This is a genomic window from Arthrobacter sp. K410C (genome assembly GCF_059090105.1).
The window spans coordinates 1-26,211 of the sequence record NZ_JBNHFJ010000028.1 but is presented as its reverse complement, the minus strand read 5'-3'; the positions used below and the strand labels follow the sequence as shown (position 1 = coordinate 26,211).

The following is a 26,211-nucleotide window of genomic DNA, read 5'->3' as shown; positions in this document are numbered from 1 at the left end:
TGAACCTGATCTGGCCGCGGCCGGAGATCTACAACTCGGTGCCGCCCTTTGAGTGGTACCTGCAGTGGGGCGGGGTGCTCTTCGTGGGCGCCGTCGCGGTGGGCGGGACCCTGCTGTACCGCCTGAAGATCCGGCACCAGACAGGTGTCCTGGCAGAGCATGCCGCCGCCGCCCGGCCCGCCGCAGACGTCCGCGATCCGGATGCTCCGTCGGAACCCCAACTGGTGACAGCGCCCCTCTCCAACCCGTAGCACTGTCCAACCCGGGAACGTAACTGGGACGGGCGCCCCTCCACCATGGCGGAGGGGCGCCCGCAGGCATTCCCCGGCCAGATGGACCTAACATGTCCCACATGAAGGTTGCCCGAGAGGCCCGCTCCGCTGCCGTGATCATCAACTCCCGATCACGCCGGGGGGCCGCCGCGCGCGAACTGGCGGTGGATGCCCTGCACAAGGCAGGCGTGCCGGTCTCCGCCGTGCATCACGTGCATTCGGGGGCCGAGTTGGCCGGGACTCTGGACCGGGTGGTTGCGGACGGGCATGACCTGGTGGTCGTGGGTGGCGGCGACGGGACGGTTTCCTACGCCGCCGGCCGGATTGCCGGCACAGAAGTGATCCTCGGAGTCCTTCCGCTGGGCACCGCCAACGACCTCGCCCGCACCCTGGAGATCCCGGACAACCTGGCGCAGGCGTGTGCCGCCATCGCGGACGGGAAGGTGGTGGACATCGACCTTGGGCGGGCAAACGGCCAGCCCTTCCTCAACGTCGCCTCCGCCGGACTGTCCGTCCGGGTCACTGAGGCACTCAGCCCCGGCCTTAAACGGCGCCTCGGGCCGCTGGCGTACGGCATTGCCACCCTGCGTGCGTATGCCCGGCACGAGCCGTTCCGTGCCCGGCTTGAGTTCCCGGACGGGGACCACGAGCCATTGCAGCTCGAGGGCCTGCTCCAGGTGGCCGTCGGCAACGGCAGGCACTACGGCGGCGGCAACACGGTTTCTCCCACGGCCGGGATCGATGACCACATCCTCGACATCTACGCCATCCTGGCAGCACCGCTTCGGGAGCACGTGAAGATCGCACGGCAGCTCCGGGATGGAAGATTCGTTGAGCATGACCGGGTGTACCACCTGACCAGCCGGTCCGTCCGGCTGGTTACCGAACCGCCGATGCCGGTAAACCTCGACGGCGAGATTGCAGCCGTCACCCCCGCTGACTTCACCATCCAGCGGAACGCGGTCCATGTCGTGGTGCCGCAGGCCAGCGCCGGCGCCATGTTCGACGGACCGCCCGCCCCGCCGGTGCTCCCGGCCTAAAAAGCCTCAGGCAGCCTTCACCAGCGGGAGCTCGTCCCAGTGCGTTGTGTACCGGGGGGACTGCATGCCGCGCTTCATGGACCAGTCCACGCCGCCTTTGATGCCGCCGTGGCCGAGCCCGATGGAGCCGCGCCCGAAGCGGCGGCTGACGTCCTCCAGGAGCGGGCCGATGCCGCGTTCTTCATGCCGGTTCTCGAAGGGCTCCAGGGGAGACTGGTTTCCGGCGGGGCGCAGGTCCGTGAGCATGAGTCCGGCCTTGGCGTACTTCAACCCGTCGCGGATGAGGGGCAGCAGGGCATGGGTGGCCTTGGTCAGCAGGAGCGGATCCGCCGTGGGCATGGGAAGGGACAGGCACACCGAAGGGTAGGCCTGTTCGTGCTGCCTGAACGGGGAAGTGGCCGCGAACGCCGTCAGGACTTTCGCCTGCAGGCCGTGCTTTGCGAGCCGGGCGCTCGCCTGCTGGCCATAGATGCTGAGCACCTGCCGCATGCCGTCAACGGTGGTGACCGGCGTGGAGAAGGAGCGGGAAAAGATGAGCTGGTCCCGGCCAAGGCGCTCCTCCTCCATGGGAATGCACGGGATGCCACGCAGCTCCAGCACCGTTCGCATCAGCACCACCGAGAACTTGTCGCGGATGACTACAGGGTCCGCGCGGACCAGGTCCAGCACCGTGAAGATGCCCAGGACATTCAGGCGCCTGGTCAGCCGGGCCGCGATGCCCCACACCTCGTCCACGGGGAGCCGGCCCAGCAGGGCCTCCCGAACCGGTGCCGGTACGGCCTCCCAGTGGCAGACCCCGCCGAAGGAGGCGTTGTTCTTCGCCCACTTGTTGCACAGCTTGGCCAGCGTCTTGGTGGGCGCTATCCCCACGCAGACCGGGACACCCACGTTCCGCCGGACCGCGGCCTTCATGTCCCGGCCGAGTGCCAGCAGCTCTTCGGGCCGGCCCTTCACGCCCAGGAAGGCCTCGTCGATGCTGTAAACCTCCAGCCACGCCGAATGCCTGCCGAGAAGCTCCATCACCCGGGCGCTGATATCGCCGTACAGCTCATAGTTGCTGGACTTCGCCACCAGGCCCCACTCCTTTGCCCGGGGTGCGAGCTTGAACCAGGGATCACCGGTCTTGATGCCCAGTGCCTTCGCCTCCGGGGAGCGGGTTACCGCGCAGCCATCGTTGTTTGACAGCACGACCAGCGGCCGCCCTTCAAGCGAGGGATCGAAGGCGCGCTCGGCCGAGGCGTAGAAGCAGTTCACGTCCACATGGGCGATCTGCGGCATCTGCCGCATCAGGGCCGGTTTGCGCATGGCCCTCCCTCCGCAATCGGCAGGTCAAACATGGTGCAGGCACCTGGTGGCCACGCCCCACACGGTCAGCTCGGATAACGCGGGGACCCGGATGTCCGGGTACTTCGGGTTCTCCGCCTGCAGCACCACCCCCGTGGACGTGATGCGCAGCCGCTTGACCGTCAGCTCTCCATCCAGCACGGCGACCACCACCGAACCGTCCTTGGGCTCAAGGGCCCGGTTGACGATTAGTTCGTCACCGTCGCTGATGCCGGCGCCCTCCATCGAGTCTCCGGTCACGCGCACCACGAACGTGCTGGTGATGTCCTTGATCAGGTGCGCGTTCAGGTCGATCCGGCCATCGAAGTAGTCCTGCGCCGGCGACGGGAAGCCGGCCGCAACGGCGACAGGAGAGATCAGGACCGACAGGTACGAGGCGCCCGCATCTATCACGCGGGGACCAACTATAACACCCACAACACACCCTTATTCGAAAATATGTTCGATTAGTTCAGTGTAGCGCCGCGGGCTGACAAGCGGACCTCCCGGCTGCCGGAATCATCCCGTTGGCGGCCGCCACGTAGACTTGCAGGATGCGGTTGGTGGCAAGCGATATTGACGGAACGATCCTCGGGCACGACGGAAAAATCAGCGACCGCACCGTCCGCGCCTTCCACGCCTGCCGGGACGCCGGCGTCGAACTCGTCTTCGTGACCGGCCGTCCGCCCCGCTGGCTGCATCCGCTCCAGGACCAGCTGGGCCATACCGGGACGGTCATCTGCTCCAACGGGGCGGTGGTCTGGGACCTCGAAACGGACAAGCTGGTTTCGGCCCGCACGCTTAGCATCGCCGCGGTGCTGGAAATCCGCCGCATCATCAAGGACCTCCGCCCGGCTGCACTGTTCGCCGCGGAAACGCTCACCGGCTTCCACCTCGAGCCCGGGTTCATCGAAAACGAGTCAAGCGAACTCCTGTCGCAGTTCACCCCGGCGCCGCTGCGGGAAACCCTGGTTGACGATGACAGCGTGGTGAAGTTCCTCGCCATCGTCCGGGACGGCACTCCGGACGAGTTCCTCGCCGAGGTGCGCCCCGCCGTCGAACATCTCGCCGCCGCCACGCACTCCTCGCCGGGCGTGCCCATGCTGGAACTGTCCCTGCCCGGCGTGAACAAGGCCGTCACCCTGGCCGAGTACGCACGGGCGCTGGGCATTGACGCCTCCGACGTTGTGGCCTTCGGTGACATGCCCAACGACATCGAGATGCTCCGCTGGGCGGGCCACGGCTATGCCATGGCCAGCGGCCACCCAGAGGCGATCGCCGCGGCAGGGCAGCGGGCACCGCATTTTGACGACGACGGCGTGGCCCAGGTTTTGGAGGTGCGGCTTGCTTCGCTGGGTGCGCCGCGTTCGTGATTTCCGCGCCCGCCGCTGTTTTCTCAGCTGGCGCTCACCTCGCGTTCACCTTTGCTCCGTAGCGTGAACCCCGGAGAGCAGGCTCCTCTCCTGCAGGCTGAAGGGGTAGGGATGGCACGGAATACCAAGCGGGACATCGCCGATGCACCATTGCGCAGGGCAACGCCTGCGCCGCACTGGAAGAAGCTGCGGCAGGGCGACCGCGTCCGGGTCCTGCTGACCCCCGGGTTCGAAGCCGGAGGCGTGGTGGACGCGGTCACGCCGGACAACACCGTGGTGTGGATCAATCTCGACGGCGGCCGCGGCCGCACGCTGCTGCACTGCGGCGACGGCGTCGAGATCCTGCCGCACGAAGACTGACCCGGGTGTCCGCCAGCGGCCCGGCCTGCTCCGGTACGCTCACTTTGTGACCCTGCCGTTCTTCGCCAACCCGGATGCCGCCGGCAACCAGCTGCCCATCGCCATGGCCCACCGTGGCTTCTCCCTTGAAGGGCTGGAGAACACAAGGGCCGCCTTCCGGGCAGCCGTCGACCTCGGCTACCGCTACCTGGAAACGGATGTCCACACCACGTCCGACGGCGTGCTGCTCCTCTTCCACGATGACACGCTGGACCGGGTGACGGACGGCCGGGGCAGGGTTTCGGAGTTGACGGCCGGCGAAGTTGCCAAGGTGCGCATCGGTGGCCGGGAGCCCGTCCCGACGTTTGACGGACTGGTCCCGGAACTGCCGGGCATCCGGTTCAACCTGGACGTCAAGGACTGGGGCTCAGTCACCAGCACCGCGGCCGCCATTGAGCGCCACCGGGTGCATGACCGGGTGCTGGTCACCAGCTTTTCGGACCGGCGGCGGCGGGCGGTGCTGAAGCGGCTCAGCCGCCCGGTTGCGGCCTCGGCCGGGGTTGCGTCGATCGCCCTATTCACTTTCCTGGGCCCGGTGCTGCCGGGGCCTGCGTTCCGGTGGTTGATGCGCCGGGTCCTGTCCGGCGTCCACGCACTGCAGGTTCCGGCGCGCCGCGGCCGCATTGAAGTTGTCACCCCCGGATTTGTCCGCCGGGCGCACGGCCTTGGCCTGGCGGTACACGTCTGGACCATCAACGAACCCGCGGAGATGCGCCGCCTGCTGGACCTGGGTGTGGACGGCCTGGTCACCGACCGCGCCGACCTGCTCAGGAAGGTGCTTACGGAAAGAGGCGGGTGGCCGCCGGGGCCACCCGCCTGATCCCATGTTCGGCCGGTGCTAGCCCCGGCCCGTGCTGGTGGACGGGTCCTGGTCGCCTTCCGTCGGGTCGGCGCGCAGCTCATCCGGGTTGCTGTCCGGCAGTCCGCCCGCAACGCCGCTGGGGCCGCCGCTTCCTGCCGCCCCCGCTCCAGCCGGGGCGGCTGCACTGCCTGTCAGCCCGTCGTCGCCCGTTCCACGGCCGGCTTCAGCCCGGTCATTGTTCGTTTCGTCAATATCCCCGCCAAAGGGGTTCTCGGAGACCGGCCCGGGCGCCGGCCCGGTCTTCAAGCCCGGTGCCTTCTCCTTTTCAGCCTCCATGGCGTTGGACCCCTCGCTGATGGAGGAGTGGACCTCCACGTCGTCATTGGGGTCCGTGGGGTCGGGAACGTTCATCTTTTCCGTGGGCTTTGATGTACCCGCCAGGTCCTCCATGGCGTTCTCCGCTGCCTTGCCGATGCTGTCGCCGATTCCCATCTCTGTTCCTCCTGACATCGTGTGTGCCGGACGCCCCAGCGGCCGCCCAGCCCTACCCCTCCAGAATTATCAGCATGCTTACAATTAGTCCAGAGCTGGGGTGAAGAACCACGGCCGGGAAGGAAGGACACGCACCATGAGCAGCTACCATCCGGAAAATGATCCGGCCAATCCTGACCAGCCGGGCAAGGGCAACCATGGCACCGAGGCAGCCCGAGGCAGGGATTCGGCGGGCTCAGCGAACCCGGATCCCGCCGAAGGCAATGTCACGGGCCTGGAGCCGGGCGGGGGAGTACCGCCCGGTGAGACGCCCCCGGCCGAGGACCAGATGAGCGGCGACCAGGGCCACGACGAATAGGGCGCACAACAAAAACAGTGGACCGGCGGCACTCATGCCGGCCGGTCCACTGTCCGAAGATTCACCTCAGGAGGCGTCTTTTCCCTGGGGATTGGGCGTGGCCTGTTCGGGCCCCACAAGCTGCCGGTTCAGGCCGTCCGCGTCCAGCCGGGTGTTCCAGGAAACCCAGTCTTTCGGCCGGACCGACGGGCGTCCCAGCAGGTAGCCTTGGCCGGCGTCGATCCCCAGTTCTGTCAGGACCTTCAATTCCCCCACCGTTTCGATGCCCTCCGCTACGAGGGTGGTGCCGATCTGCTGGCCGAAATCCACCAGGCAGGCGGTCAGGGCGCGCTGCAGGCCGTCATTGTCCACGTCCCCGATCACATCGCGCCCCACCTTGAGGAAATCAGGGCGCAGGTGCACCATGCGGCTCAGGGCGCCGGCGCCGGAGTGGGTGTCGTCGACAGCGATCCGCAGGCCTTGGTCACGCAGCGGGTTGATGGCGGCGATGAACTGCGCATACTCCTCATCCGGAATGGTCTCTGTGAGCTCGAGGACAATCCGGTTGACGGGAAGGTCAATGTGCTCGAACAGTTCCGGCAGCCGCGGGTCCAGGCAGGACGTGGGGGAGATGTTCAGGGACACGAACAGGTGCGGCGGAAGGTCCCTGGCGGCCGCTGCGGCCGAGCCGAGCGCCGAGAACTCCAGGTTGGCGCCCAGGCCCACAGCGGCGGCCTCCGCGAACCACAGTTCGGCCGCGGCGCCGTCGTCACTGACGAAGCGCGACAGCGCCTCCACGCCCACCACGTTTTTATCGCTGAGCCCATAGATCGGCTGGAAGGCCGTCATCAGCATCTGGTTCTCAAGCAGCGCGCTGATCCGCGACATGCTGCGGATGGCATCGATCTGCTCGGCGAGTTTGGGCGGGATGGCGGCGGGAGTGAGGCGCATCTCCCGTGCGGTTTCCAGCGTTTCCACGGTATTGGCATCGCTGCGCCGCGTTTCAAGAAGGTATTCCAGCAGGGCCCGCTCGGGCACTCCCGGATTCTCGTCGAGGCTGTTGCTAAGGCGCTGCCGGACGGCCGCGCCGGACGGATCTGTCTCCGCCAGTACCGCGGCAATAATTCCCCATGCCTGTACACGAACCGACATTAGCTACGCCCCCAGTTGACGAAGTAATGACCCAGTGGCCCAATTTATTTTCAATTTCTAAACGCCTTTAATTCCGGTGCTTCTGTGAATCCCCAGCTCAAGCGGCAAGGAAAACCAGACACCGCAGGATGATCGTATATCGGCAGCACCAAAAAACGCAGTGGTTTGCGGGAGTTTTAGGACTAATTCGGGTACGTTGCGGTAACTTCCGGTGCTAGGGATTGGCGCCTTCGGGCTGGTCGGCCAGGAGCAGCGGGATCTGGTCGGGCGGCACCGGCCTGCTGAAGTAGTAGCCCTGTGCGCTCAGGCAGCCCAGCGCCCGCAGGATTTCGGCCTGCTCCGCGGTTTCGACGCCCTCCCATACAGCCTCCAGCCCGCACGCGCGGACCAGCTGCAGGACGGCTGCCACCAGCGCGGGCTGGCTCGGATCCGTGCCCAGGCCTGTGATCAGTGAACGGTCAACCTTCACACGGTCCACCGGGAGCCGGCGCAGGTAGCTGATGGAGGAGTAACCGGTGCCGAAGTCATCGATTTCGATTCCCACCCCCAGGCCGCGCAGCCCGCCCAGCGAATAACGGTCCAGTTCGTTGCCCTTGACGATTGCCACCTCCGTCAGTTCCAGAACAACCTGCTGGGGCCGCACCCCGGTTTCCTTCAGCACATTCCGGACGTCCTCGATGAACTGCAGGCTCTGCAGGTCTGTAGCGGAAATGTTGATGCGGATGGAGAACCGGTTATCCACCAGGGAAGCTGCAACCCACGACCGGAGCTGGTGCACTGCCGTCCGGAGCACCCAAAGGCCAAGCTCGGAGATCAGCCCGGCTTCCTCGGCCAGCGGTACGAACTCATCCGGCATGATGAACCCGCGGGTGGGATGGTTCCAGCGGACCAGCGCCTCCACTCCCTCCACCCGCCCCGTGGCGAGCTCCACCACAGGCTGGTAGTGCAGCGTCAGTCCGTCGCTCTTGATTGCGGCGCGCAGGTCCTCCACAAGCTGGCTGCGGAGCCTGCGCATCAGCAGCAGGGCAGGCTCAAAGTGGTGCAGCCGGTTCTGCCCCTCCGCCTTGGAGGCATACATGGCGACGTCGGCCTCCATCAGCATGTCCTCGGGGGTCTGTCCCTCGCCGCCCGCGCTCAGGCCGATGCTGGCGCCGCAGCGCACGCTCCTGCCGGGCAGTTGGATGGGCTCCTTGAGGGCCGCGAGGATCCGGTGGCCCACCACCGTGGCCTGGTCCGGGGTGGCGGAGGGCATCACGATGGCGAACTCGTCCCCGCCCAGCCGCGCCACGACGTCGTCGGCGCGCACCGCGCCCCGGAGCCGTTCCCCAACGGTGATGAGGACCTGGTCGCCCGCCGTGTGGCCCATGCTGTCATTGATGGATTTGAAAGCGTCGAGGTCCATGAGGAGGAGCACCGGGCCCTCCCCGGGAGGTGTCCCCGACTCCAGTGCCGCCTCCAGCGCGTGGATCAGGGCAGAACGGTTGGCCAGGCCGGTGAGCGGGTCCTGCATGGCCATCTTCTGCATCTCAAGGTGTGCCTCGTGCAGGAGCTGTGTCCTCACCTGGACCCGCTGCTCAAGCTCTTCGTAGATGATCTGCAGGTCTTCAGCCAGCAGGTTGGTGCCAGTAATGATGGCGTCCAGCTCGTCCCGGGCGGGCGACACCTCGATCCGGGAGCTGAGGTCTCCCGATGCAAGCCGGACAATGCCTTCCAGCAGCTGGGAGAGCCGGGGATCGTTTTCGGCGAACATCAGGTTCCCTCCTTCCCCCGCTCAGTTGGCCCGGGACCGGTCGGCATCCAGGGGGAGGCTGACGGTGACGGTGGTACCGGCGCCCAAAGTGGACGCCACGTCTATTTTCCCCCCATGCCGGGCCACGATGTCCTTGGTGATGGCCAGCCCCAGGCCTGTCCCCGGGATCGCCCCGGACATGGCGTTGGACGCACGGTAGAACCGGGTGAACACGTGGTCGATTTCGTCGCTGGAGATGCCGATGCCGGTATCCGCCACGCTGACCGTTGCCCAGCGGGTTCCGTCCTCGGCGGCGTGCGACTCGCTGCCCACCTCGATCCGTCCGCCGCTGGGGGTGAACTTGATGGCGTTGGACACCAGGTTGGTGAAAACCTGCTGCAGCTGCACCTCGTCGGCCAGGATCTCCGGGTCCTCCGGCACCGGGTCCACCTCGATGGTCACGTTCTGCAGCTTGGCCAGCGGCCGCAGTGCCGCCGCCACCAGGTCAAGGGTCTGCCCCAGGCGCACGGGGGTGAAATGCATCAGGCTGTCATCCAGGCCATTGCGGGAAACGCTCAGCATGTCCTCGATCAGTGACCGGAGCCGCTCCGTGTTCCGCACCACGATGTCAAGCATCTGGTGGACCTCGGGGGAAACGGGTTGCTCGGTGCTTTCCTGGATCATGTCCAGGTACGCCATGATCGATGTCAGCGGCGTGCGCAGCTCATGGTTCACGGTAGCCAGGAAGTCCGTCTTGGCCTTGTCCAGCTGCTGGAGCTGCTTGACCACTTGCTGCTGGCTGCTGATCAGGTGGCTCTGGATCAGCCCGTAGGCAGCGTTGCCTGCCACATGCTGGATCAGGCCAAGCTCCGCCCGGGACCACTGGCGCGGCCGGTCACGCATGACAATCCAGATGATCCCGAGCGAGGAACTTCCTTCGCCGATGGGCACCGCGAGGGTGGAGAGCGTGCTGTAGATGCCCGACGCCGTTCCCCCACCTTCGCCTGTCCGCCGCCCGTCGCCAGTTGGTTCGTCCGTTTCGGGTCCGTACGAGGACATGGTTTCCGCGCCGGCCCACAGGAGGTCCGCCGTCCGGTGCGCCTCTTCGCCGTCCGGCAGGGCATCGTCAGGCAGCGGCTGCAGCCCAGGAGCGTCCCAGGCGGCGGTGATGCGTGGAACCCGCTCGTCCTCGAAAGTGGCCAGCAGGACATGGTCGGCTTTGAAAGTCCGGCCGAAGCCTGCCACCACGTGGTTCGCGATCTCCTGGGGATCGTTGGTGGCGCGGACAGCCGCGGATACCAGCCGGAGCTGTTCGCGCAGTGCCTCGGCCCGCTGCCTGGACGCGCTCCGCCTGGCTACCAGGTCGATCAGGGCCGAAGTCCGGTGGACCAGCTCCCGCGGGGCGGGCGGCTTGGTAATGCAGTCGTGGATACCGGAGGGGCGGGCGGAGGTTTCGGCGGGATTGTCCAGGTCCACCATCAGCAGGACGGGAGCTTCGGCGTCAATGGCAGGAAGCAGCGACGCGTCGGCGACGATGACCGTCGGTTTGCTGTCCTCCAAAAGTGCTGCCAGCCCCGGTGCGTCCGCCGCTGAAGCCACGCAAAAGCCCGCCTCCTGCAGTGCGGAAGCGTTCCGCGCGAGCCGTACAGCGTCGGGGTCTGCCACCACGGCGGTGCGTGGCGCGCGCAAGTCACCCGGCGTATCAGCCGCCACAATGACCCCTTCCCTCCCAGTTGAGTACATTGTAGGGGGATGCGGGACTCGTGGCTCCAGAAAAACCATGTGGAGGGACAAAGTGACGGACCAGCCGGAAGGATCCACCAAGGGAGACCTGAGCCTGGATGAGGACGGGATCCTTCAATTGCGGTGGCCGCGCGGCGCCTCAATCAGCGAGGCCGACGCCGAGAACGCCATGAGCAGGGTCAATGACCTGTGCGGCGAGAGCAGGCGGCCCATGCTGGTGGACATGGCGACGACGGAACGGGTAAGCCGGGGCGCTCGTGCAGTGTTCGGCCGGCCGTGCCAGGCCTCCCGCATTGCGCTGCTGGGTTCCTCACCCGTTGACAAGGTGATGGCCAACTTCGTCCTGGGAGTCAGCAAGCTTCCGTGCCCCACCCGGTTCTTCACCTCCAGGCAGGACGCCATGGCATGGCTGAGGCTCGACGGCGGCCAGTCAGCCTGACGCCCGCTCATGGTTGGCGGGCGGCGAAAGGGAGGCTCCGGCGTCGTAAAATCGGTCCTGCCCGCCCGGCAAAAACGTGCGATTTGTGCTGTGGGACATATATTTGACCGGTGTCCTCCCGAGCGAAGTCCTCACCCGTCAAGTCGGTACTGTCTGCCCTGCGGAAGTACATGCTGATTCCCAAGCTTGTCCGGCTTTCCCGCTCGGCCCCCAAGGACCGGCCGCTTGCGTGGGACCGGTACTGGGCAGGCATCAGGGCAACTGGTGCAGGTGGTGAGGTCCTGTGGGATGCCGGCACGGACGACGAATTCCTCGGTTACAAGGATGTCCTCCTCCGCCACCTGGACCCGGCGCTCCCTGTGGTGGACGTTGGGTGCGGGCACGGCAGCTTCACCCGTGCGCTGGCGGGTATCTTCCCTGAGGCCGTCGGCGTGGACGTTTCCGAACACGCTGTCCGGCGGGCAGCGGCCGATTCCCAGGAGATCGGGAACGTCCGGTTCGAGACGCGGGACATGACCGCGCCGGGAGCCGAAAAGGGCTTCGAGGGCGGCGCGAACGTCTTTATCCGTGGCGTCCTCCACGTCCTTGACCCCGGGGACCAGGCGGCCCTGGTCGAAAATCTCCGCCTCATCACCGGAAACCGGGGCACCGTGTTCCTGGCTGAGACCAACTTCCAAGGCAAGGCGGTGGATTACGTGTCCCACCTGGGCGCCACCATGCAGGGCATTCCCGCTCCGCTTGAACGTGCCATTAGGGGCCTGCCAATGCCCGGACACTTCGGCCCTGAGGAGAGGCAGCAGGTACTGCCCGCCGCATCCTGGGAGCTGCTGGAGGACGGCGAGGTGGCCATCGAGACCAATCCTGCAACCGGTGTGGACGGGCGAAGCCGGGTGCCCGGGTACTACGCGGTGCTGCGGCCGCGGGATTAGCCCCGGAAAAACCGGTCCTTCCACCGTTGTGGAAAGCCGCTGAAACCACTCCATCCCCTTGACACGGGGCCGGATCGGGAGGCTCCATAATAAGTAGACTTACTAGTTCCAGCCTCTGGGGAAAGGAAGGCCACTATGGCGGAGGACAAAGGCAACAAAACCCGGGACGTGGACACCGACCGGGACGAGCAGGATCTGGGTGCTGGGCCGGACGGCGGGAAAATCCGCCAGGGACCGGAATCGTCCAAGTCGCTCAAGTACTCCCAGGAGGTCACCTCGCCGGAGGATGAGCCGGAACGCGAGGGCCGCAGCCTGGCCACCACGCACCATGAGGTCATCCGGCAGTGGGCGGAGGAGCGCAGCGGCGTGCCGGCCACCGTTGAGGGCACCGAACACGGCGACCACCTGGGTGTGCTGCGGATCGACTTCGGCGGGGACAATGACAAGCTCCGCCACATCAGCTGGGACGAATGGTTTGAGACCTTCGACTCCCGGCGCCTCAATTTCATCTATCAGGAACAGCGTAGCGACGGGCAACAATCCACCTTCTTCCGGCTGGAAAACCCCAACCGGGAAGACGCCTAAGCCGCACCGGCGCCCCTAATCGTTTCAGCAGCACCGGAGCACATCCGGCGCCGCTTCGGCGACCGCGGACGCAAGACCACCAGGAACCAATAATGCGAGAACTCATACCGTCAGGCTCCCTCCGGGGCATGCTGCTGCCACCCACTTACGGAAGCCACGTCACGGAATCCACCGAATTCACCGTCCTGTCCGTCGAGATCTGGGCCACCGGGCTGGTGGTCAATATCCAGATGGCGTCCGAGGGGGGCCCGCAGCCGAACATCATCCTGCAGGACCACTTTGGCACCGAGTACAGGTTCAGGAACTCGGCGATCCTGGGATCGCGGAACCTGCAGGTCTTCACCCCCTCCGTGCCGCCGGGCACCCGGAGCCTGACAGTGAGGTCCGCAGACGACGCCGACCGCCCTGTGGTCACTTTCGCCGTTCCGCTCATGGCCGTCAAGGACGAGCCGGACGAAGCAGCCGCCAGGCGCTACCCTCCCGAGCCGGAACTGCGCCGGCCGGCGTAACCCCACTTTCCGGCACCCGACCCACCGAAAGGCTTGCCACGATGCAGGACACCAGCAACTTCGCGCCCGCTACCGCCATCGTCACCGGATCGGACTCCGGAATCGGCAAGGCCACCGCCGTGGCCCTTGCCAGGGCGGGCATGGACGTGGGCGTCACCTGGCACTCGGACAAGGCCGGGGCGGAGGAGACGGCTGAAGAGATCCGGGCCGCGGGCCGCAAGGCTGTCATCCGCCAGCTGGACACCACCGAACTCCGGTCCGCTGGGGTGGTGATCGACGAGCTCGCGGATGAGCTGGGCGGCGTGGACGTCTTCGTCAACAACGCCGGCACCGGCGAAAGCACCAAGTTTCTGGACATGGACCTGGACCGCTGGATGCAGACCCTGGACACCAACCTCAACGGCGCCTTCGTTTGCCTGCAGGCCGCCGCCCGCCGCATGGTCCGGGCCGGCAGGGGCGGGCGGCTGATTGCCGTCTCCAGCGTGCACGAATTCCAGCCCCGCGTGGGCTCCTCCGCCTATGATGCGTCCAAGCACGGGCTGGGCGGGCTCATGAAAACCCTTGCCCTGGAACTGGCCCAGCACGGAATCACCGCCAACACGGTGGCGCCCGGTGAGATCGCCACACCCATGACGGGGCAGGAGGACGAGGATCCGACGGCGAAGGACCGCCCGGGCGTGCCCCTGGGCCGGCCCGGCGATGCGCGGGAGATTGCAGCCGTGATTGCGTTCCTGGCCTCGCCTGCCTCCAGTTACGTGAACGGGGCGGCGTGGGCTGTGGACGGCGGCATGCTCCAGATGGGGCCGCAGGCCGGTTCGCACATCACCAGCCACGAGTGGCGCGAGGGATAGGTACTGCTGTTCGTGTTACGGCCGGGCAAGCGCTTTCCCTCGTGTTGCTGGCATGATGGAGCCCATGCGCATCCTTATTGCTCCGGATAAGTTCAAGGGCTCCTTAACGGCTGCCGAGGCCGCGGCGGCCATGGCGGAAGGGGCCTTGCGGGTTTACCCCGACGCCGTGGCCACCCAGTTCCCGATTGCCGACGGCGGCGAGGGCACCCTGGAGGCGGCAGTTGCTGCCGGCTACGAGGAACGCCTCAATGCCGTGGTGGGGCCCATCCTCGCCCCGGTTGGCGCCGCCTGGGCCATCCGGAAGTCCGGCGACGGCACGGTTACCGCCGTCATCGAAACCGCGCAGGCCTCCGGCCTGGCGGACATGGAGCCCACTCCGGACAATGCCCTCCGCGCGCACAGCTACGGGTGCGGCCAGCTCATCGCTGCCGCCCTGGATGCGGGCGCCACCGAGATTGTGCTCGGGCTGGGCGGCTCCGCGATGACCGACGGCGGCAGCGGCGCCCTGCGGGCCCTCGGCCTCAAGCCGCTGGACTCCGCCGGCAACGTTGTGCCGCTGGGTGGCGGCTCCCTCGCCGACGTCGTTGCGCTGGATACCAGCGCGCTGGACCCGCGCCTTGCAGCCACCACTTTCCGCATCGCAGTGGACGTCCGAAACCCCCTCTTCGGCCCCGCGGGGGCCGCCTATGTCTTCTCACCGCAGAAAGGCGCTGACCAGGACGGCATCGAACTGCTCGACGCCGGGCTCCGCAACTGGGCCTCGGTGCTGCGGGGGGCAACCGGCCGGGACGTTAATGTTCCGGGCGCGGGCGCCGCGGGCGGGTTCCCGGCGTCGTTCCTTGCCTTCACCGGTGCCGCGCTGGAGGGTGGCTTCGCGCTGGTGGCCGGACTCACCGGACTGGCCGACCAGCTGTCCGGCGCCGACCTGGTGATCACCGGCGAAGGGTCCATGGATTCGCAGTCCCTTACGGGCAAGGCTCCCATCGCGCTCGCCGACGCGGCTCGGGAGAAGGGCATTCCGGTGATCGTCGTGGCGGGCCGGATCCTGGTGACCCTCGAGGACCTTGCCGGGCACGGCGTGGTGGCCGCGGCGCAGTTGCTGGATGTGGCCTCCAGCCCGGCAGACGCCGTCGCCAATGCCGGAAAATACCTGACCTGGGCAACAAGCCAGGTGCTCGAAGGAGCCTAAGTTCCGCAGTTGCCCGGCCGGGGCTTGGGCTGCTTCAGTGCGCCCCCACCCGCAGCGCGTGGTCAACGGCCGCCCCGGCACCCCCGGTCCAGGGCTCCCCGTGGCCCGGGAGCACAGTGTCGACGCCGGTAGCCGCCACTGCATGCAGCGATGAGAGTGCCTGCGTGGTGTCCTTGGTGGCCGCCGAGGCAACAATCTGCGGCCCCCGGTTGCCGGTGTAAGGGTCCAGGGTCACCAGGGCATCGCCGCTGAAGACGGCATTCCGGCCGGGCAGGGACAGAATGCAGTGCCCGTCCGTGTGACCAGGAGTGTGGACCGCCATGGGCCGGCCCGGGACATCCAGCGCTTCGCCGGCGTGCAGCGGACGCGTGCTGGAGACACCCTTGACCTTCAGGGCCCCGGCTGCCGCCATGCTTCCCAGGAGCGGCAGGGACCGGGGATGGGCAAAGGGGTAGAGGAACCTGTTGCGCTGGGGCTTGTACCGGTAGGGGTGGGCCGCCAGGTGCGAGTCGCCGGGATGGACCAGCACCGGGACGTCCCACTCCTGCTGCGCCCGAACCGCGAACCCCACATGGTCAAAGTGGCCATGCGTCAGCACCAGGGCCTTGATGTCCTCCGGGCGCCGGCTCCGGTCCTCAAGCAGCTGCAGCAGCATGGGCCACATGGCCGGAAGGCCGGCGTCCAGCAGGGTCAGTCCGTCGTCATCCTCGATGACGTAGCAGTTGACGTGGGCCTGCGTGATGAGGTGGATCCCGTCCGCCACGTTGGGCCTGATCATGGAGCTCCCCCCAAACAAACGCGCCTGGATCGCGCCCATCAGCCGACGATGGTGGTGTTGCGGCGGCGGCGCCAGATCAGGATCAGGACCAGGACCACCACAGCAATGGCGCCAATCACCCACGGCGCCCAGTCCAGCCGGGTGGCCTCATTCTGTGCGGACTCGCCGGTTCCGGGGTTGGCCGGGCCGCTGGAGGCGGTGTCACCGGGGGACGGCGTGGGAGTGTTGCCGGCCGGCGCCAACACCCCTCCAGAGAATTCCGTGCCTGCTTGGATGACGCTCTCCTGGCTGGCGGGCGCTGCTGCCGGGGACGCGCCGGCCGGCAGGGCCGGGACAACCAGGAGCAGCAGGGCAAGGAGGATGGTTTTCGCAATGGTTCGCATGGATTCCTCTCGTTATCGAGCCGGCTCAGGCGCCGGTCTCGTAGTGTGGTTCAGCAACGGGTTTGGACTCGGGGGAACCCTTCTCCCGAAGGTAGACGGACGCACCCACCAGGACGGCGAGGGCCAGGAACTCGCTCTGCCAGTTCTGGAAGGACTCGAACCAGAAGCGGCTGGTCCCGATGTATTGCAGGAACGTGACCGTGGCCTGGCCATGGCCTTGCTGTTCCTCGTTGTACGTTGCGGCTCCGGACAGGATCATCCCGCCAAAGAAGATGAGGAACAGTGCCAGGTTTGCGAGCAGCAGCCCGTGCTCTTTAGCCCATTTCGCCATCGCGGCTTCTTTCGGTAGCGGTTTTGCCGTTCGCCGCGGCGCGCCTGTTCAGGTGCAGGGGGACATAGACCAGCAGGACCAGCAGTACGCCCAGCAGCGCGCCTCCTGCGGTGAAGCCGGCGGACCGGTTCAGCGTTACGTCGAAGACCAGCGCCGCCGTCCCGGTGCTCAGGAGGGCAACGCCGCCCAAGGCGATTTTGGTGATGGTGTCCGCGCTTGAGACGAGGGTTTCCTTGAGCCGCTTGCGGAAGAGGCGCCGGTGGACGCTGACAGGGAGGAGGATGAATGCCGTGGTCAGGGCTGCAATCACCACGTTGACCAGGTACAGGTTCACCTGGAAATCGTCCAGGTCCTCAAACCGCTCCTGGAAGGGGAGTGTGAGCAGGAAACCTGCCAGGATCTGGACGCCGGTCTGCAGCACGCGGAGTTCCTGCAGGAGTTCCGCCCAGTTTCGGTCCAGTTGTTCCTCGCGGGTCTCGTTCCGCCCCGTTCTGCCGGTGTAATCCTCCACCTCTGACATTGCCTCTCCTTCCTGCGGCAGCCAGGCCTTGGTCCCTCTCTACTCCCCAGATACCCAGAAACAAGGCAAGCATTGCGTCCGGACCATCATTTGATAAGTTTACTGATTATTCGTACCAATCGGTGGACTTGTTCCTCCGGCCGGGATAGCTTCGAATGGCCGGTGCTCCGGCAGGGCCTTTCGAGACCGGCACAGCGGAACCGAAACAGGGAGCGGACTATGAGCGGCAGTGACAAACAGACAGACCAGCCAAAGGACCCCCGGGGCGGCTACCACGCGGGCCCGTTCCCGGAACAGGAACAAAAGCAGCCCGGCCTCACGGCGCCCATGGACCCCAAGCCGGACCACGGCGAGCTCAGCTATGAGGGGCATGGAAAGCTGGAGGGAAAGGCCGCACTCATCACCGGCGGCGATTCCGGGATCGGCAAGGCAGCGGCCATCGCGTTCGCCCGCGAGGGGGCCGACGTCGCTATCTCCTACCTGCCCGAGGAGGAGGACGATGCCCAGGACACCGCCGACTGGATCCGGAAGGCGGGCCGGCGCGCCCTCCTGTTTGCCGGTGACGGGCGGGAGGAAGAGTTCAGCACCCGGATCGTGGAGGAAACGGCGTCCGAGTTCGGACGCCTGGACATTGTGGTGCTGAACGCGGCTTACCAGAAGAACCGCGAAAGCCTTGAGACCCTGCCCACGGAGGAATTCGACCGGGTCTTCAAGACCAACCTCTACTCCCTGCTGTGGAGTGCCCGGGCGGCCGTGCCCCACCTGAAAGCCGGCGCCTCCATTATCACCACCGCATCGATCCAGGCATTCAACCCCTCGCCCGGCCTGATCGACTACGCCATGACCAAGGCGGCACAGGTGGCGTTCACGAAGGCCCTGGCGCAGGAACTTGGCCCCAAGGGCATCCGGGTCAACGCGGTGGCCCCCGGCCCCATCTGGACGCCGCTGATTCCCGCCACCGAATGGCCTGACAAGCTTCCCAAGTTCGGCCAGGACACGCCCCTGGAACGTGCGGGCCAGCCCGCCGAGTTGGCGGCTGCCTACGTGCTGCTGGCCTCCGAGGACGGATCCTACATTTCAGGAGCCGTACTTCCGGTGACCGGCGGCAAGGGACTCTGAGCAAACGCCTGGAGCCAGGCCCCAAACCCTTTCAAACCGCAACCCAACAGGAGGAACCATGACGGAAAACCAGCAGGCCCGGCCCGAGTCGGATCCTGGCGGATACGGAACCCCGACCGCCGAGCAGGAAATGGGCGGAAGCCAGGGCGCAGGCGGCGCACCCGCCGGCAGCCAGGCAGCAGGCGGCGCCGAAACCAACGAGCCGCAGGGCGGGGCCGGAACGGAGCCTGTTCCGCACGACATGGACCTGCCCTCCAGCGCCGCGGAGATCGACGAGTCCAACGATGATTCGCAGGGCTCTGCGCCGGTCTCTTCCGAGTCCGGCCAGGAAGCGGCCGGCATCCCGGACGGCAGCGGCAACGACCTTCCGCAGGAGAAATCTCCCAAGGACGATGGCGGCGAGAGCTTCGACGCTGGCTGATCCGATGTGAACGCGGCCTGCGCGAAGACAGCCGCACAGGCAAAGGCCCCCGTCCCCGTTCCTCGAGGCTTCGAGATGCGGGGACGGGGGCCTCGCCGTGCCGCCGGCATACATGCCCGCGGTCTGGGTAAGAACATTCGGAACCCATTCACCAGTTGCCGGCACTGTCCACCGGCACTAGGAGGAACTGTGAGCAGGAGATCGTCAGAACAGTGGGCACGCCCGGCAGGTTTGCCCGGCCAGGTACCCGTCGACGTACTGGTGCCAACCTGCAACCGCCCGGCTGAGCTCGCTGTCACCCTCGCCGGGCTCGCCGGACAGGCTGACCCTGCGTTCGCCGTCGTCATCAGCGACCAGTCCACCGGGGACCCGGGATGGGAGCATCCCGCCGCTGCCGCCATGGTCCGGGTCCTGGAGGCGCAGGGGAGGCCGGTCACGCTGCTCCGCCACCTGCCGCGGCGCGGGCTGGCCGAACACCGCCAGTTCCTGCTGGAGCAGTCCAAGGCGGACCAGTGCCTCTTCCTTGATGACGACGTCTGGCTGGAACCGGGTGCCCTGGAGCGGCTGAGCGCGGCGCTGGATGAGCTCGCGTGCGGCTTCGTGGGAATGGCGCCCCAGGGGCTGTCCTACCTGAATGACAGGCGCCCTGACCAAACCGCCAATTTCGAAGCCTGGGAGGGGCAGGTAAGTGCGGAGCGCATCCGCCCCGGCGCCCCCGGCTTCGAGCGTTGGCCGCTCCACAGCGCAGCCAACCTTAGCCACCTGAGTGCCGAGCTGTCCCTGCAGCCCGGCCAGTGGGTGCCGTACCGGGTGGCGTGGCTGGGTGGCTGTGTGCTCTACCGGCGGGAAGCACTGAACGACGCCGGCGGGTTCACGTTCTGGACGGACCTGCCGGTTGACCACGCGGGGGAGGACGTCCTGGCCCAGTGGCAGGTCATGGAGCGGTTCGGCGGGGCCGGCATTTTGCCGTCGGGGGCAGTCCACCTGGAGTCACCCACGACGGTGACGGACCGGCGCGTGGAGGCCTACGACGTGGTGCTGAACCGGGAATCGGCGTAGATCAGCAGGGCGAACCAGGCCACGGTCAGGACGCAGTAAGAGTTGCCGTCCAGCAAAAGTCCAGCAATAAAGAGTTAAAAGAATCCGGCCCCGGTGGTGTCCACCGGGGCCGGATTCGATCGGCTATTTCTTCTCGTTGTCCACCACGGAGCTGCCGCCCGGGCAGGCTTCAGGGTCGGGGCATGATTCGGCGCAATCGTGTTTGGTCACGAGCTCGAACTGGGCGCCGCCGTGCTGCTCCACACCGGTGCGGATGGCCCGCTCCACCACTGACGTCGCCAGTCGGCGGTGCAGGGCGAGGGGATCCCGGCGCAGGTCCTTGGCCAGGGCGAAGCACAGCAGCAGCATAACGATGATGAACGGCAGGGCCGCCACAATGGTGATCCGCTGCAGGCCGGACAAGGCCTCAGCGGGCTCGTCACCGCCCGCCAGCAGCATGACCGCAGCCACCGCACCGGTCAGCGTTCCCCAGAAAACGATCACGCCGCGGTTGGGCTCGGTCGAGCCATTGGAACTGAGCGAACCCATGACGAGGGAGGCGGAGTCCCCACTCGTGACGAAGAAGATCGTGATCAGCAGCATGGCCAGCGCGATGACGGCCGTGATGGCCCAGACCGGCAGGGGCAGGTGCTTGATCAGTTCGAACAAGCTGCCGTTGAAATCGACGGCGAGTGCGCCGTCGACGAGCTTCGCAACGCCACCGTCCGGGTTGCCGGACGCGGCTGCTACTTGCTGGAGGTTGATGGCCGTCCCACCAAAGATGCCGAACCAGGCGATGCTGACGACACTCGGGACCAGGATCACGCCGGTGACGAACTGGCGGATGGTGCGGCCGCGGCTGATCCGGGCGACGAACAGGCCCACGAAGGGCGTCCAGGAGATCCACCATGCCCAGTAGAAGATGGTCCAGCCGGACATCCAGGTGCGCAGGGCTTCGTCGCCGACGGCCTCGGTACGGGACGACATCTCGGCCAGGTCGCGGACGTAGTCGCCGACGGCGGACGGGATGAGGTTAAGGATGAACAGCGTGGGGCCGGCGACGAACACGATGAGTGCCAGGGTGACGGCCAGGACCATATTGATGTTGGAGAGCCACTGGATGCCGCGGCTGACGCCGGATACGGCGGAGGCCACGAAGCAGAAGGTCAGGATGGCCACGATCACCACAAGGATGGGGGTGCCGATCTCGCCGGCCCAGCCGTTGGACGTGAGGCCGCTGCCGATCTGCAGCGCGCCCAGGCCCAGGGACGCGGCGGTGCCGAAGAGGGTGGCGAAGATGGCCAGGATGTTGATGAACTTGCCGATGGGGCCCTCGACGGCGCGCACGCCGAAGATCGAGGTGAAGGCCGCAGAGATGAGTTGGCGGCGGCCAAGACGGTAGGTGCCGTAGGCGAGAGCGATGCCGACCACGGCGTACATGGACCAGGGATGCAGGGTCCAGTGGAAGATGGAAGTCGCCATGGCTGTCTGGATTGCTTCGGGGGTCTGGCCGTCCACGCTGCCTGGCGGGGGCGAGATGTAGTGGTAAAGCGGTTCCGCCACACCGTAGAACATCAGGCCGATGCCCGTGCCGGCAGCGAACATCATGGAGATCCAGGAAATCGTGCGGAACTCCGGCTTCTCGCCGTCCTTGCCCAGGGGGATGTTGCCGAACTTGCCCAGCGCCAGCCACAGGACGAAGACCACGAACAGCGAAGCCAGGAGCATGAAGAGCCAGCCCGTGTACTCCATGACCCAGTTCAGGGCGGCCGTGGACGTAGTGGACAGGCTGTCCCGACCCGTGAAACCCCAGATCACGAAGGCGACTGCGGCGGCGCCTGTGATCCCGAAGGTGACCTTGTCCAGGACGAGCTTGCGGTTGCGGCGCTGGGAGACAGCTTGCTCGGTTTTGCTCTGGCGCAGTTCCTCGAGGATTTGCTCGTACTCCTCGTTCTCCTGCGGGAGGGTAGTTTCGGCCTCGGCGGGGTCTGTGGGGGACGCCGTGGCGGAGTCCGGAAGGGCGGGATCGGTCAGCGGGTCTGTGCCTGCTGCCGGTTTCTTGGGTTGGGGAGATTTTGTTTCACTGTTGATGGCCATGAGCGGGTCCTTTGCTCGGCGAGTCATGGGCTTGCGATTTGGCGTGGAGTATCAAGCCGGAGAGTCCCGTGGGAAGGCTTGGGGGGCAGGCCTTGTGCATGATGCACCTCTTAGGTTGAGAAACGTGGTCGCATTCGGGCCGGTGGCCCTTTGGGGAGGTGTTCCGCATGAGTCAACAGAACTCGCGCTAAGCAACAGAGTGAATCACGCCACATTTAAAGTCAAGGTATTTCATCGCATGACGAGGGTTTCTTGACAGCTGCCGTGGCGTGGGTCACACTGTTGCTTATCGCGAGCCGCGTTGCGCATGCAGATACGAGGCACCCCAGTACAGCAGGCTGCGCTAGGCAATGCTTTCCTGCCGCACCGCCGTCGCTGGCCGTCCCACCCGTTCCCGGCCGGCGTAGACGTTGAAGCTGTGGCCCCTGCTGAAGCCCACAAGCGTCACGCCCGTTTCGGCAGCCAAATCTGCCGCCAGGCTGGAGGGTGCACTGACCGCGGACAGGACCGGAATCCCCGCCAGCGCGGCCTTTTGGACGAGCTCGAAGGATGCGCGCCCGGAGACCTGCAGCACGGTGCCGCTGAGCGGCAGCTGCCCCCGCCGGAGGGCCCAGCCCACCACCTTGTCCACGGCGTTGTGGCGGCCAACATCCTCGCGGAGGCAGAGCAGCTCCGCGTCCGGGCCGTCAACCCTGAACAGGCCGGCGGCATGGACGCCGCCGGTCTTGTCGAATACGGCCTGCGCTTTCCGCAGCCTGTCCGGCAGGCCCGCCAGGACGTCGACAGGGACCTGCAGGCCGTCCTGTTCCGGGTGGAAATGGATAGCCTTGCGGACCGCGTCGATTGATTCCGTGCCGCAGATGCCGCACGAGCTTGAGGTGTATACGTGCCGCATAGTGTCCGGCATTGGTACGTCCGGCGCCAGCTGGGCATCCACCACGTTGAAGGTCTGGGTTTCCCCGTTCCTTCCTGCGCAGAACCGCAGTGAGACCAGGTCCGCCTGGCGCCGGATGACGCCTTCCGAGACGAGGAAGCCCGCCACCAGGTCGAAATCGTCTCCCGGGGTGCGCATGGTGACGGCGAAGGAGCGGCCGTTGAGGCGGATCTCAAGCGGTTCCTCGGCGGCCAGGACATCTTCCTTGTGCCGCACCGGGTACTCGGTGTCTGACCCATCCAGATGGAAGCGGTGGATTTTGCGGCGCCGGGTCATGCGGGTCATGGTGTGCTCCATCCTTGGGGGTTCGTGCCGGTAAGCAAGGCCGGGGCCGGGGTCCAGGGAAGCGGAAGTACCGGGACGGGCTGCCCCGCGTCCACGCCGTCCGGCGGCACCACCATGACTCCGTCCGCCCAGGCGAGCCCCCGCATCATGCCCGGGCCCGTGTGCTGGACAGGAAACGCCAGCCCCGACAGGAACCTGCAGGGGACCAGGCGGGTCCGGCCCGGGTCCGGTGCCATATCGCTGCCGGACAGCACGTCCGTCGCGGCGGGCAGCGGGCGGCCCGCCAGTGCGGCGAGCAGCGGCGCCCCCACGGTCAGGAGCGCCATCATGGCCGCCAGGGGATTACCCGGCAGCCCGACCACAAACCGCCCGTCCGGGAGTTCGGCCAGGACGGCAGGGTGGCCGGGGCGCATGGCGATGCCGTCGAGCAGGATGCGGCCGCCCAGGCAGCCAATGGCGGCGCGGAAATGGTCTGTACCGGACCGTCCGGTCCCGCCTGTGGTGATGATGACATCGGCCTGCCCGCCGTCATGCGCACTGGCGGCGTCGAGGGCGGACAGCCACTCGTCAAAGGAATCGCCGATCCTTACGGGACTCCCGGCAATGCCGCCCAGCTGCGAAAGGACTGTGCCCAGCTGCGGGCCGAAGGTATCCCTGACCTCTCCCGCCACGGGGACTCCCCGCGTCACCACTTCGGAACCGGTGAGCACGACGGCCACCGAAGGCAGGGCGCGGACCTGGACTTCATCGTGCCCCGACACAGCGGCCAGGGCGATGCGTGCCGGGTTAAGGACGGTGCCGGCGGGCAGCAGCACATCGCCGGCCAGGGCCTCCTCGCCTGCAGGACGGATGTGTTGTCCGCGGCGCGGTTCGTCCGGCCGGGCGCCGGGCCGGACGGTGAGGGTCGGGCTGCCGTTGGGCCCTTGTACCACCTCGCCGCTCTCCTTGCGCAGGATGGCCTGGGCACCGGCAGGGACCAGTCCGCCGGTGGCAATGACCCTGGCATGGTTGGGTGCCAAGCGTCCGTGTGCTGCCAGGCCCGGGTACGCCGGCGGCTGCTCCGGATTGGGAAGCAGCCAGGGGCCTGTACCGTTGACGGCCCAGCCATCCATGGCCGAGGACGCGTAATGCGGCAGGTCCTGCAACGCCGTGACGTCGCGGTGCAGGACCCGTCCGTCAGCGTCCGCCAACGGAACCCAAACGGGCGGAAGCGGCCGGGCACACGCGTACGCCAGCTGCCGGGCCTCGGCCCAGGAGGGGGCCGCATGGCAGGGCTGTGCGTGGGCGGCCGGCGGACCGGCCTCAGTTTCAGAGGTGAGCATCGTTGCTCCTTCCCTTTCGGATGGATGCCGGAACCGGCCGGGGTACGGCAATGGCCCCGTTATCCGAAAACGGTGCTTCGATGAGGAATACCTCCCCAGGTTTTAGGCCCACCGAAGCACCAGTTACGGATAACGGGACCATCAGGCCCGTGTTGATTGGGTTTATCTGCCCATCGTTCCTTCCGCGGCTGCCCTAGCCCGCAGCTTCAAGGACGAGGGCCGGCGACTGTTGCCGCGCCGCCTCCACCGTGTGGAGGAGCAGCAGCGCCGTGGTGACCGAACCCACCCCGCCCGGGACGGGGGTGAGGGCGGCAGCTACGCCGCTGACACTTGCCGCATCAACGTCGCCCACCAGGGAACCGTCGGGAAGGACGTTCGTGCCGACGTCGACAACTACGGTCCCGGGGGAGATGTGGCTGCCGGTCAGCAGGCCAGTCCGCCCTGCCGCGACCACCACCACGTCCGCCTCCTTGGTGTACTTCCCAAGCGGTCCGGACCTGGAGTGGCAGACCGTGATGGCGGCGTCACGTGCAAGCAGGAGGAGGGAAAGCGGCTTCCCCACCACGGCAGAGCGGCCTACAATCACGACGTTCCGGCCTGCCACCGGGATTGCGTAGTGGTCAAGGATTTCGACGACGGACCGCGCGGTGGCGGGTGCGAAGGCCGGCTGGCCCACCGCCAGGCGCCCCAGGCTGAGCGGGTTCGCGCCGTCGATATCCTTTTCGGGCGCGATGAGTCCCACGAGGGAATCCGTGCGCACGCCGTCCGGCAGCGGCGTCTGCAGGATGATGCCGTTCACCGACGGTTCAGCGCTCAGGTCCCGCAGGACACTGGCCAGGACCTGTTCGGTGGCGTCGTGCCCGAGGTCGATGATCCGGCAGCCAATTCCAGCACGTTCGGCTGCCCGCTCAATCGAACGGACGTACCACTTGGTCGACTCGTCGTCGGTGGCCATGACCACGGCCAGGACGGGACGGACGCCGTCGTGCTCCAGGGACTTGATGTCCTGCTGGACCCGTTGCCCGATGATCCCGGCAAGCTCCTTGCCGGACAGGGTGGCAGTAGTCAATGGAGGATCCTTTCACGTACGCGGGCTACGAGGGAGTCGGCGGCGAGCACCACTTTGTCCTCGAGGCCGTCCGTTTCCTGAGCGAGCTGTGCACGCGCACCGGGGTCCTTGACGGCCACCACATTGATGTCGATATTGACCCGTGCGGTGGTTGCCGCCGCACGGGCGGCATCGGCGGCGGCGGCAACATCGCTGATCACGTTGGGATTGGCCACGTCGAACAGCTCGGTTGCGAGCTCCACCACGGACCCAGCAACACCGATAAGGTTTGCCGGTGTCCTGGCTGCCTGGACGAGGGCTTCCTGGATGGTGGCGGCACGGGCCGCCTTGAGCTCCGCTGTTTCCGAGGGGAGCTTGTAGGCATCGATGACTCCCTGGAAGGCAGCTTCATCTGCATCCGCCAGGCCCAGTGCTTCGAGCACCAGGCCTTCGGCGGCCTCCGTGACGCGCTGCACCAGGGCCGCGTGCTGCTCATACTTCGCGCCGGTGGAGTAGCGGGCCACCATTGCCACAAGGGCCGCACCCTGGGCGGCGTGCAGCGCGGCTGCCGCACCGCCGCCCGGGGTGGGCTGGCGTGAAGCCAGCCGCGTGAGGTAGCTGCTGATGGTCTCCGAGCCGATGGTTGCGGTCCCGGCCGTTTCCGTTCCGGTCATGGCTTAGCCCCGGAGCCTGGTCATGGTGGGGTCGTAGAGGGGGTCTTGGGTGATGGTGGCGGGGATGCGGCGGCCGAAGTATTCGATTTCGACGGAG

Annotated in this window: 29 protein-coding genes and 1 pseudogene; 15 read left to right on the top strand and 15 right to left on the bottom strand. The window is 66.9% G+C overall.

The annotated features are described in order from the left end of the window. Both AC5RU7_RS20295 and AC5RU7_RS20290 read left to right on the top strand, forming a co-directional pair. Nucleotides 1–251 (top strand): annotated as a pseudogene (locus tag AC5RU7_RS20295) (amino acid permease); the annotation flags it as partial. Nucleotides 252–352: 101 nt separating this feature from the next. After that, entirely contained in the window at nt 353–1,312 is a 960-nt protein-coding gene (locus tag AC5RU7_RS20290; protein ID WP_494053747.1) for a lipid kinase, read from the top strand. Nucleotides 1,313–1,318: 6 nt separating this feature from the next. Here AC5RU7_RS20290 and AC5RU7_RS20285 read toward each other — a convergent pair whose 3' ends face one another. Beyond that, on the bottom strand, nt 1,319–2,617 hold the full coding sequence (locus AC5RU7_RS20285; protein WP_494053746.1) for a Y-family DNA polymerase: 1,299 nt from the start codon (nt 2,615–2,617) through the stop codon (nt 1,319–1,321). Nucleotides 2,618–2,641: 24 nt separating this feature from the next. After that, complete coding sequence (locus AC5RU7_RS20280) at nt 2,642–3,073, bottom strand: LexA family protein (protein ID WP_494053745.1); 432 nt, start codon at nt 3,071–3,073, stop codon at nt 2,642–2,644. Nucleotides 3,074–3,189: 116 nt separating this feature from the next. Here AC5RU7_RS20280 and AC5RU7_RS20275 point away from each other — a divergent pair, with 116 nt between their 5' ends. From AC5RU7_RS20275 to AC5RU7_RS20265, 3 genes are all read left to right on the top strand, one after another. Next, the gene (locus AC5RU7_RS20275) at nt 3,190–4,008 is read left to right on the top strand and encodes an HAD family hydrolase (protein ID WP_494053744.1); all 819 of its coding nucleotides are present in this window, start codon (nt 3,190–3,192) and stop codon (nt 4,006–4,008) included. 111 nt (nt 4,009–4,119) lie between these two features. Then, a complete protein-coding gene (locus AC5RU7_RS20270) occupies nt 4,120–4,368 on the top strand; it encodes a hypothetical protein (RefSeq protein ID WP_494011238.1) in 249 nt (82 codons plus the stop codon). A 46-nt stretch (nt 4,369–4,414) separates the two neighbouring features. Then, on the top strand, nt 4,415–5,227 hold the full coding sequence (locus tag AC5RU7_RS20265; protein ID WP_494053743.1) for a glycerophosphodiester phosphodiesterase family protein: 813 nt from the start codon (nt 4,415–4,417) through the stop codon (nt 5,225–5,227). An 18-nt stretch (nt 5,228–5,245) separates the two neighbouring features. Here AC5RU7_RS20265 and AC5RU7_RS20260 read toward each other — a convergent pair whose 3' ends face one another. Then, a complete protein-coding gene (locus tag AC5RU7_RS20260) occupies nt 5,246–5,701 on the bottom strand; it encodes a hypothetical protein (RefSeq protein ID WP_494053742.1) in 456 nt (151 codons plus the stop codon). 136 nt (nt 5,702–5,837) lie between these two features. Here AC5RU7_RS20260 and AC5RU7_RS20255 point away from each other — a divergent pair, with 136 nt between their 5' ends. Beyond that, the gene (locus tag AC5RU7_RS20255; RefSeq protein ID WP_494011235.1) at nt 5,838–6,059 is read left to right on the top strand and encodes a DUF6480 family protein; all 222 of its coding nucleotides are present in this window, start codon (nt 5,838–5,840) and stop codon (nt 6,057–6,059) included. A gap of 66 nt (nt 6,060–6,125) precedes the next feature. On the opposite strand, the gene AC5RU7_RS20250 is transcribed toward AC5RU7_RS20255, so the two are convergent. From AC5RU7_RS20250 to AC5RU7_RS20240, 3 genes are all read right to left on the bottom strand, one after another. Further along, nucleotides 6,126–7,190 (bottom strand): EAL domain-containing protein, encoded by a 1,065-nt coding sequence (locus tag AC5RU7_RS20250; protein WP_494053741.1) that lies wholly within the window; start codon nt 7,188–7,190, stop codon nt 6,126–6,128. 214 nt (nt 7,191–7,404) lie between these two features. Next, complete coding sequence (locus AC5RU7_RS20245) at nt 7,405–8,940, bottom strand: putative bifunctional diguanylate cyclase/phosphodiesterase (RefSeq protein ID WP_494053740.1); 1,536 nt, start codon at nt 8,938–8,940, stop codon at nt 7,405–7,407. A 21-nt stretch (nt 8,941–8,961) separates the two neighbouring features. Further along, entirely contained in the window at nt 8,962–10,632 is a 1,671-nt protein-coding gene (locus tag AC5RU7_RS20240; protein ID WP_494053739.1) for a sensor histidine kinase, read from the bottom strand. A gap of 82 nt (nt 10,633–10,714) precedes the next feature. On the opposite strand from AC5RU7_RS20240, the gene AC5RU7_RS20235 reads away from it, so the two are divergent. The 6 genes from AC5RU7_RS20235 (at nt 10,715) to AC5RU7_RS20210 (ending at nt 15,164) form a co-directional block, all read left to right on the top strand. Further along, nucleotides 10,715–11,101, top strand: a complete 387-nt coding sequence (locus tag AC5RU7_RS20235) for a SpoIIAA family protein (protein WP_494011231.1) — start codon at nt 10,715–10,717, stop codon at nt 11,099–11,101. 170 nt (nt 11,102–11,271) lie between these two features. Then, complete coding sequence (locus AC5RU7_RS20230) at nt 11,272–12,030, top strand: class I SAM-dependent methyltransferase (RefSeq protein ID WP_494053748.1); 759 nt, start codon at nt 11,272–11,274, stop codon at nt 12,028–12,030. 135 nt (nt 12,031–12,165) lie between these two features. Next, nucleotides 12,166–12,615 carry a hypothetical protein gene (locus tag AC5RU7_RS20225; RefSeq protein WP_494053738.1) on the top strand — a complete coding sequence of 150 codons (450 nt, stop codon included), beginning with the start codon at nt 12,166–12,168 and terminating at the stop codon, nt 12,613–12,615. A 92-nt stretch (nt 12,616–12,707) separates the two neighbouring features. Further along, a complete protein-coding gene (locus AC5RU7_RS20220) occupies nt 12,708–13,124 on the top strand; it encodes a hypothetical protein (protein ID WP_494053737.1) in 417 nt (138 codons plus the stop codon). Nucleotides 13,125–13,165: 41 nt separating this feature from the next. Then, nucleotides 13,166–13,975: an SDR family oxidoreductase gene (locus AC5RU7_RS20215; protein WP_494053736.1), complete on the top strand. Its 810-nt coding sequence runs from the start codon at nt 13,166–13,168 to the stop codon at nt 13,973–13,975. Nucleotides 13,976–14,039: 64 nt separating this feature from the next. Next, nucleotides 14,040–15,164 carry a glycerate kinase gene (locus AC5RU7_RS20210; RefSeq protein WP_494053735.1) on the top strand — a complete coding sequence of 375 codons (1,125 nt, stop codon included), beginning with the start codon at nt 14,040–14,042 and terminating at the stop codon, nt 15,162–15,164. A 34-nt stretch (nt 15,165–15,198) separates the two neighbouring features. On the opposite strand, the gene AC5RU7_RS20205 is transcribed toward AC5RU7_RS20210, so the two are convergent. Genes AC5RU7_RS20205 through AC5RU7_RS20190 form a run of 4 tightly spaced genes read right to left on the bottom strand, consistent with a single transcriptional unit; the run spans nt 15,199 to nt 17,176 of the window. Next, nucleotides 15,199–15,942, bottom strand: a complete 744-nt coding sequence (locus AC5RU7_RS20205) for an MBL fold metallo-hydrolase (protein WP_494053734.1) — start codon at nt 15,940–15,942, stop codon at nt 15,199–15,201. Nucleotides 15,943–15,980: 38 nt separating this feature from the next. Further along, nucleotides 15,981–16,325: a LuxR family transcriptional regulator gene (locus tag AC5RU7_RS20200; RefSeq protein WP_494053733.1), complete on the bottom strand. Its 345-nt coding sequence runs from the start codon at nt 16,323–16,325 to the stop codon at nt 15,981–15,983. 25 nt (nt 16,326–16,350) lie between these two features. After that, nucleotides 16,351–16,656: a DUF6766 family protein gene (locus AC5RU7_RS20195; protein ID WP_494053732.1), complete on the bottom strand. Its 306-nt coding sequence runs from the start codon at nt 16,654–16,656 to the stop codon at nt 16,351–16,353. Continuing rightward, on the bottom strand, nt 16,640–17,176 hold the full coding sequence (locus AC5RU7_RS20190; RefSeq protein ID WP_494053731.1) for a DUF6328 family protein: 537 nt from the start codon (nt 17,174–17,176) through the stop codon (nt 16,640–16,642). The genes AC5RU7_RS20195 and AC5RU7_RS20190 overlap by 17 nt, the downstream gene beginning before the upstream one ends. A gap of 219 nt (nt 17,177–17,395) precedes the next feature. Here AC5RU7_RS20190 and AC5RU7_RS20185 point away from each other — a divergent pair, with 219 nt between their 5' ends. From AC5RU7_RS20185 to AC5RU7_RS20175, 3 genes are all read left to right on the top strand, one after another. Continuing rightward, nucleotides 17,396–18,295: an SDR family oxidoreductase gene (locus AC5RU7_RS20185; RefSeq protein WP_494011222.1), complete on the top strand. Its 900-nt coding sequence runs from the start codon at nt 17,396–17,398 to the stop codon at nt 18,293–18,295. A gap of 58 nt (nt 18,296–18,353) precedes the next feature. Next, entirely contained in the window at nt 18,354–18,716 is a 363-nt protein-coding gene (locus AC5RU7_RS20180; protein ID WP_494053730.1) for a hypothetical protein, read from the top strand. A 189-nt stretch (nt 18,717–18,905) separates the two neighbouring features. Next, entirely contained in the window at nt 18,906–19,775 is an 870-nt protein-coding gene (locus AC5RU7_RS20175; RefSeq protein WP_494011220.1) for a glycosyltransferase family 2 protein, read from the top strand. A gap of 123 nt (nt 19,776–19,898) precedes the next feature. Here the strand turns inward: AC5RU7_RS20175 and AC5RU7_RS20170 are convergent, their stop codons facing one another. The 5 genes from AC5RU7_RS20170 to AC5RU7_RS20150 all read right to left on the bottom strand — a co-directional run bounded on the left by AC5RU7_RS20170 (nt 19,899) and on the right by AC5RU7_RS20150 (nt 26,114). Next, a complete protein-coding gene (locus AC5RU7_RS20170; protein ID WP_494053729.1) occupies nt 19,899–21,851 on the bottom strand; it encodes a BCCT family transporter in 1,953 nt (650 codons plus the stop codon). A gap of 343 nt (nt 21,852–22,194) precedes the next feature. Next, entirely contained in the window at nt 22,195–23,070 is an 876-nt protein-coding gene (gene fdhD, locus AC5RU7_RS20165; RefSeq protein ID WP_494053728.1) for a formate dehydrogenase accessory sulfurtransferase FdhD, read from the bottom strand. Continuing rightward, on the bottom strand, nt 23,067–24,392 hold the full coding sequence (locus tag AC5RU7_RS20160) for a molybdopterin molybdotransferase MoeA (protein WP_494053727.1): 1,326 nt from the start codon (nt 24,390–24,392) through the stop codon (nt 23,067–23,069). The genes fdhD and AC5RU7_RS20160 overlap by 4 nt, the downstream gene beginning before the upstream one ends. A gap of 193 nt (nt 24,393–24,585) precedes the next feature. Then, entirely contained in the window at nt 24,586–25,461 is an 876-nt protein-coding gene (locus AC5RU7_RS20155; protein ID WP_494053726.1) for a bifunctional 5,10-methylenetetrahydrofolate dehydrogenase/5,10-methenyltetrahydrofolate cyclohydrolase, read from the bottom strand. After that, nucleotides 25,458–26,114 carry a cyclodeaminase/cyclohydrolase family protein gene (locus AC5RU7_RS20150; protein WP_494053725.1) on the bottom strand — a complete coding sequence of 219 codons (657 nt, stop codon included), beginning with the start codon at nt 26,112–26,114 and terminating at the stop codon, nt 25,458–25,460. Before AC5RU7_RS20150 ends, AC5RU7_RS20155 begins: the two co-directional genes overlap by 4 nt. Between the last annotated feature and the right edge of the window lie 97 nt (nt 26,115–26,211).

Coding starts and splice junctions, on each gene's coding strand:
- AC5RU7_RS20290 (WP_494053747.1), top strand. CDS start 353: ATGAAGGTTGCCCGAGAGGCCCGCTCCGCTGCCGTGATCATCAACTCC.
- AC5RU7_RS20285 (WP_494053746.1), bottom strand. CDS start 2,617: ATGCGCAAACCGGCCCTGATGCGGCAGATGCCGCAGATCGCCCATGTG.
- AC5RU7_RS20275 (WP_494053744.1), top strand. CDS start 3,190: ATGCGGTTGGTGGCAAGCGATATTGACGGAACGATCCTCGGGCACGAC.
- AC5RU7_RS20270 (WP_494011238.1), top strand. CDS start 4,120: ATGGCACGGAATACCAAGCGGGACATCGCCGATGCACCATTGCGCAGG.
- AC5RU7_RS20260 (WP_494053742.1), bottom strand. CDS start 5,701: ATGGGAATCGGCGACAGCATCGGCAAGGCAGCGGAGAACGCCATGGAG.
- AC5RU7_RS20255 (WP_494011235.1), top strand. CDS start 5,838: ATGAGCAGCTACCATCCGGAAAATGATCCGGCCAATCCTGACCAGCCG.
- AC5RU7_RS20250 (WP_494053741.1), bottom strand. CDS start 7,190: ATGTCGGTTCGTGTACAGGCATGGGGAATTATTGCCGCGGTACTGGCG.
- AC5RU7_RS20245 (WP_494053740.1), bottom strand. CDS start 8,940: ATGTTCGCCGAAAACGATCCCCGGCTCTCCCAGCTGCTGGAAGGCATT.
- AC5RU7_RS20230 (WP_494053748.1), top strand. CDS start 11,272: ATGCTGATTCCCAAGCTTGTCCGGCTTTCCCGCTCGGCCCCCAAGGAC.
- AC5RU7_RS20225 (WP_494053738.1), top strand. CDS start 12,166: ATGGCGGAGGACAAAGGCAACAAAACCCGGGACGTGGACACCGACCGG.
- AC5RU7_RS20220 (WP_494053737.1), top strand. CDS start 12,708: ATGCGAGAACTCATACCGTCAGGCTCCCTCCGGGGCATGCTGCTGCCA.
- AC5RU7_RS20215 (WP_494053736.1), top strand. CDS start 13,166: ATGCAGGACACCAGCAACTTCGCGCCCGCTACCGCCATCGTCACCGGA.
- AC5RU7_RS20210 (WP_494053735.1), top strand. CDS start 14,040: ATGCGCATCCTTATTGCTCCGGATAAGTTCAAGGGCTCCTTAACGGCT.
- AC5RU7_RS20205 (WP_494053734.1), bottom strand. CDS start 15,942: ATGATCAGGCCCAACGTGGCGGACGGGATCCACCTCATCACGCAGGCC.
- AC5RU7_RS20200 (WP_494053733.1), bottom strand. CDS start 16,325: ATGCGAACCATTGCGAAAACCATCCTCCTTGCCCTGCTGCTCCTGGTT.
- AC5RU7_RS20195 (WP_494053732.1), bottom strand. CDS start 16,656: ATGGCGAAATGGGCTAAAGAGCACGGGCTGCTGCTCGCAAACCTGGCA.
- AC5RU7_RS20190 (WP_494053731.1), bottom strand. CDS start 17,176: ATGTCAGAGGTGGAGGATTACACCGGCAGAACGGGGCGGAACGAGACC.
- AC5RU7_RS20185 (WP_494011222.1), top strand. CDS start 17,396: ATGAGCGGCAGTGACAAACAGACAGACCAGCCAAAGGACCCCCGGGGC.
- AC5RU7_RS20180 (WP_494053730.1), top strand. CDS start 18,354: ATGACGGAAAACCAGCAGGCCCGGCCCGAGTCGGATCCTGGCGGATAC.
- AC5RU7_RS20170 (WP_494053729.1), bottom strand. CDS start 21,851: ATGGCCATCAACAGTGAAACAAAATCTCCCCAACCCAAGAAACCGGCA.
- fdhD (WP_494053728.1), bottom strand. CDS start 23,070: ATGACCCGCATGACCCGGCGCCGCAAAATCCACCGCTTCCATCTGGAT.
- AC5RU7_RS20160 (WP_494053727.1), bottom strand. CDS start 24,392: ATGCTCACCTCTGAAACTGAGGCCGGTCCGCCGGCCGCCCACGCACAG.
- AC5RU7_RS20150 (WP_494053725.1), bottom strand. CDS start 26,114: ATGACCGGAACGGAAACGGCCGGGACCGCAACCATCGGCTCGGAGACC.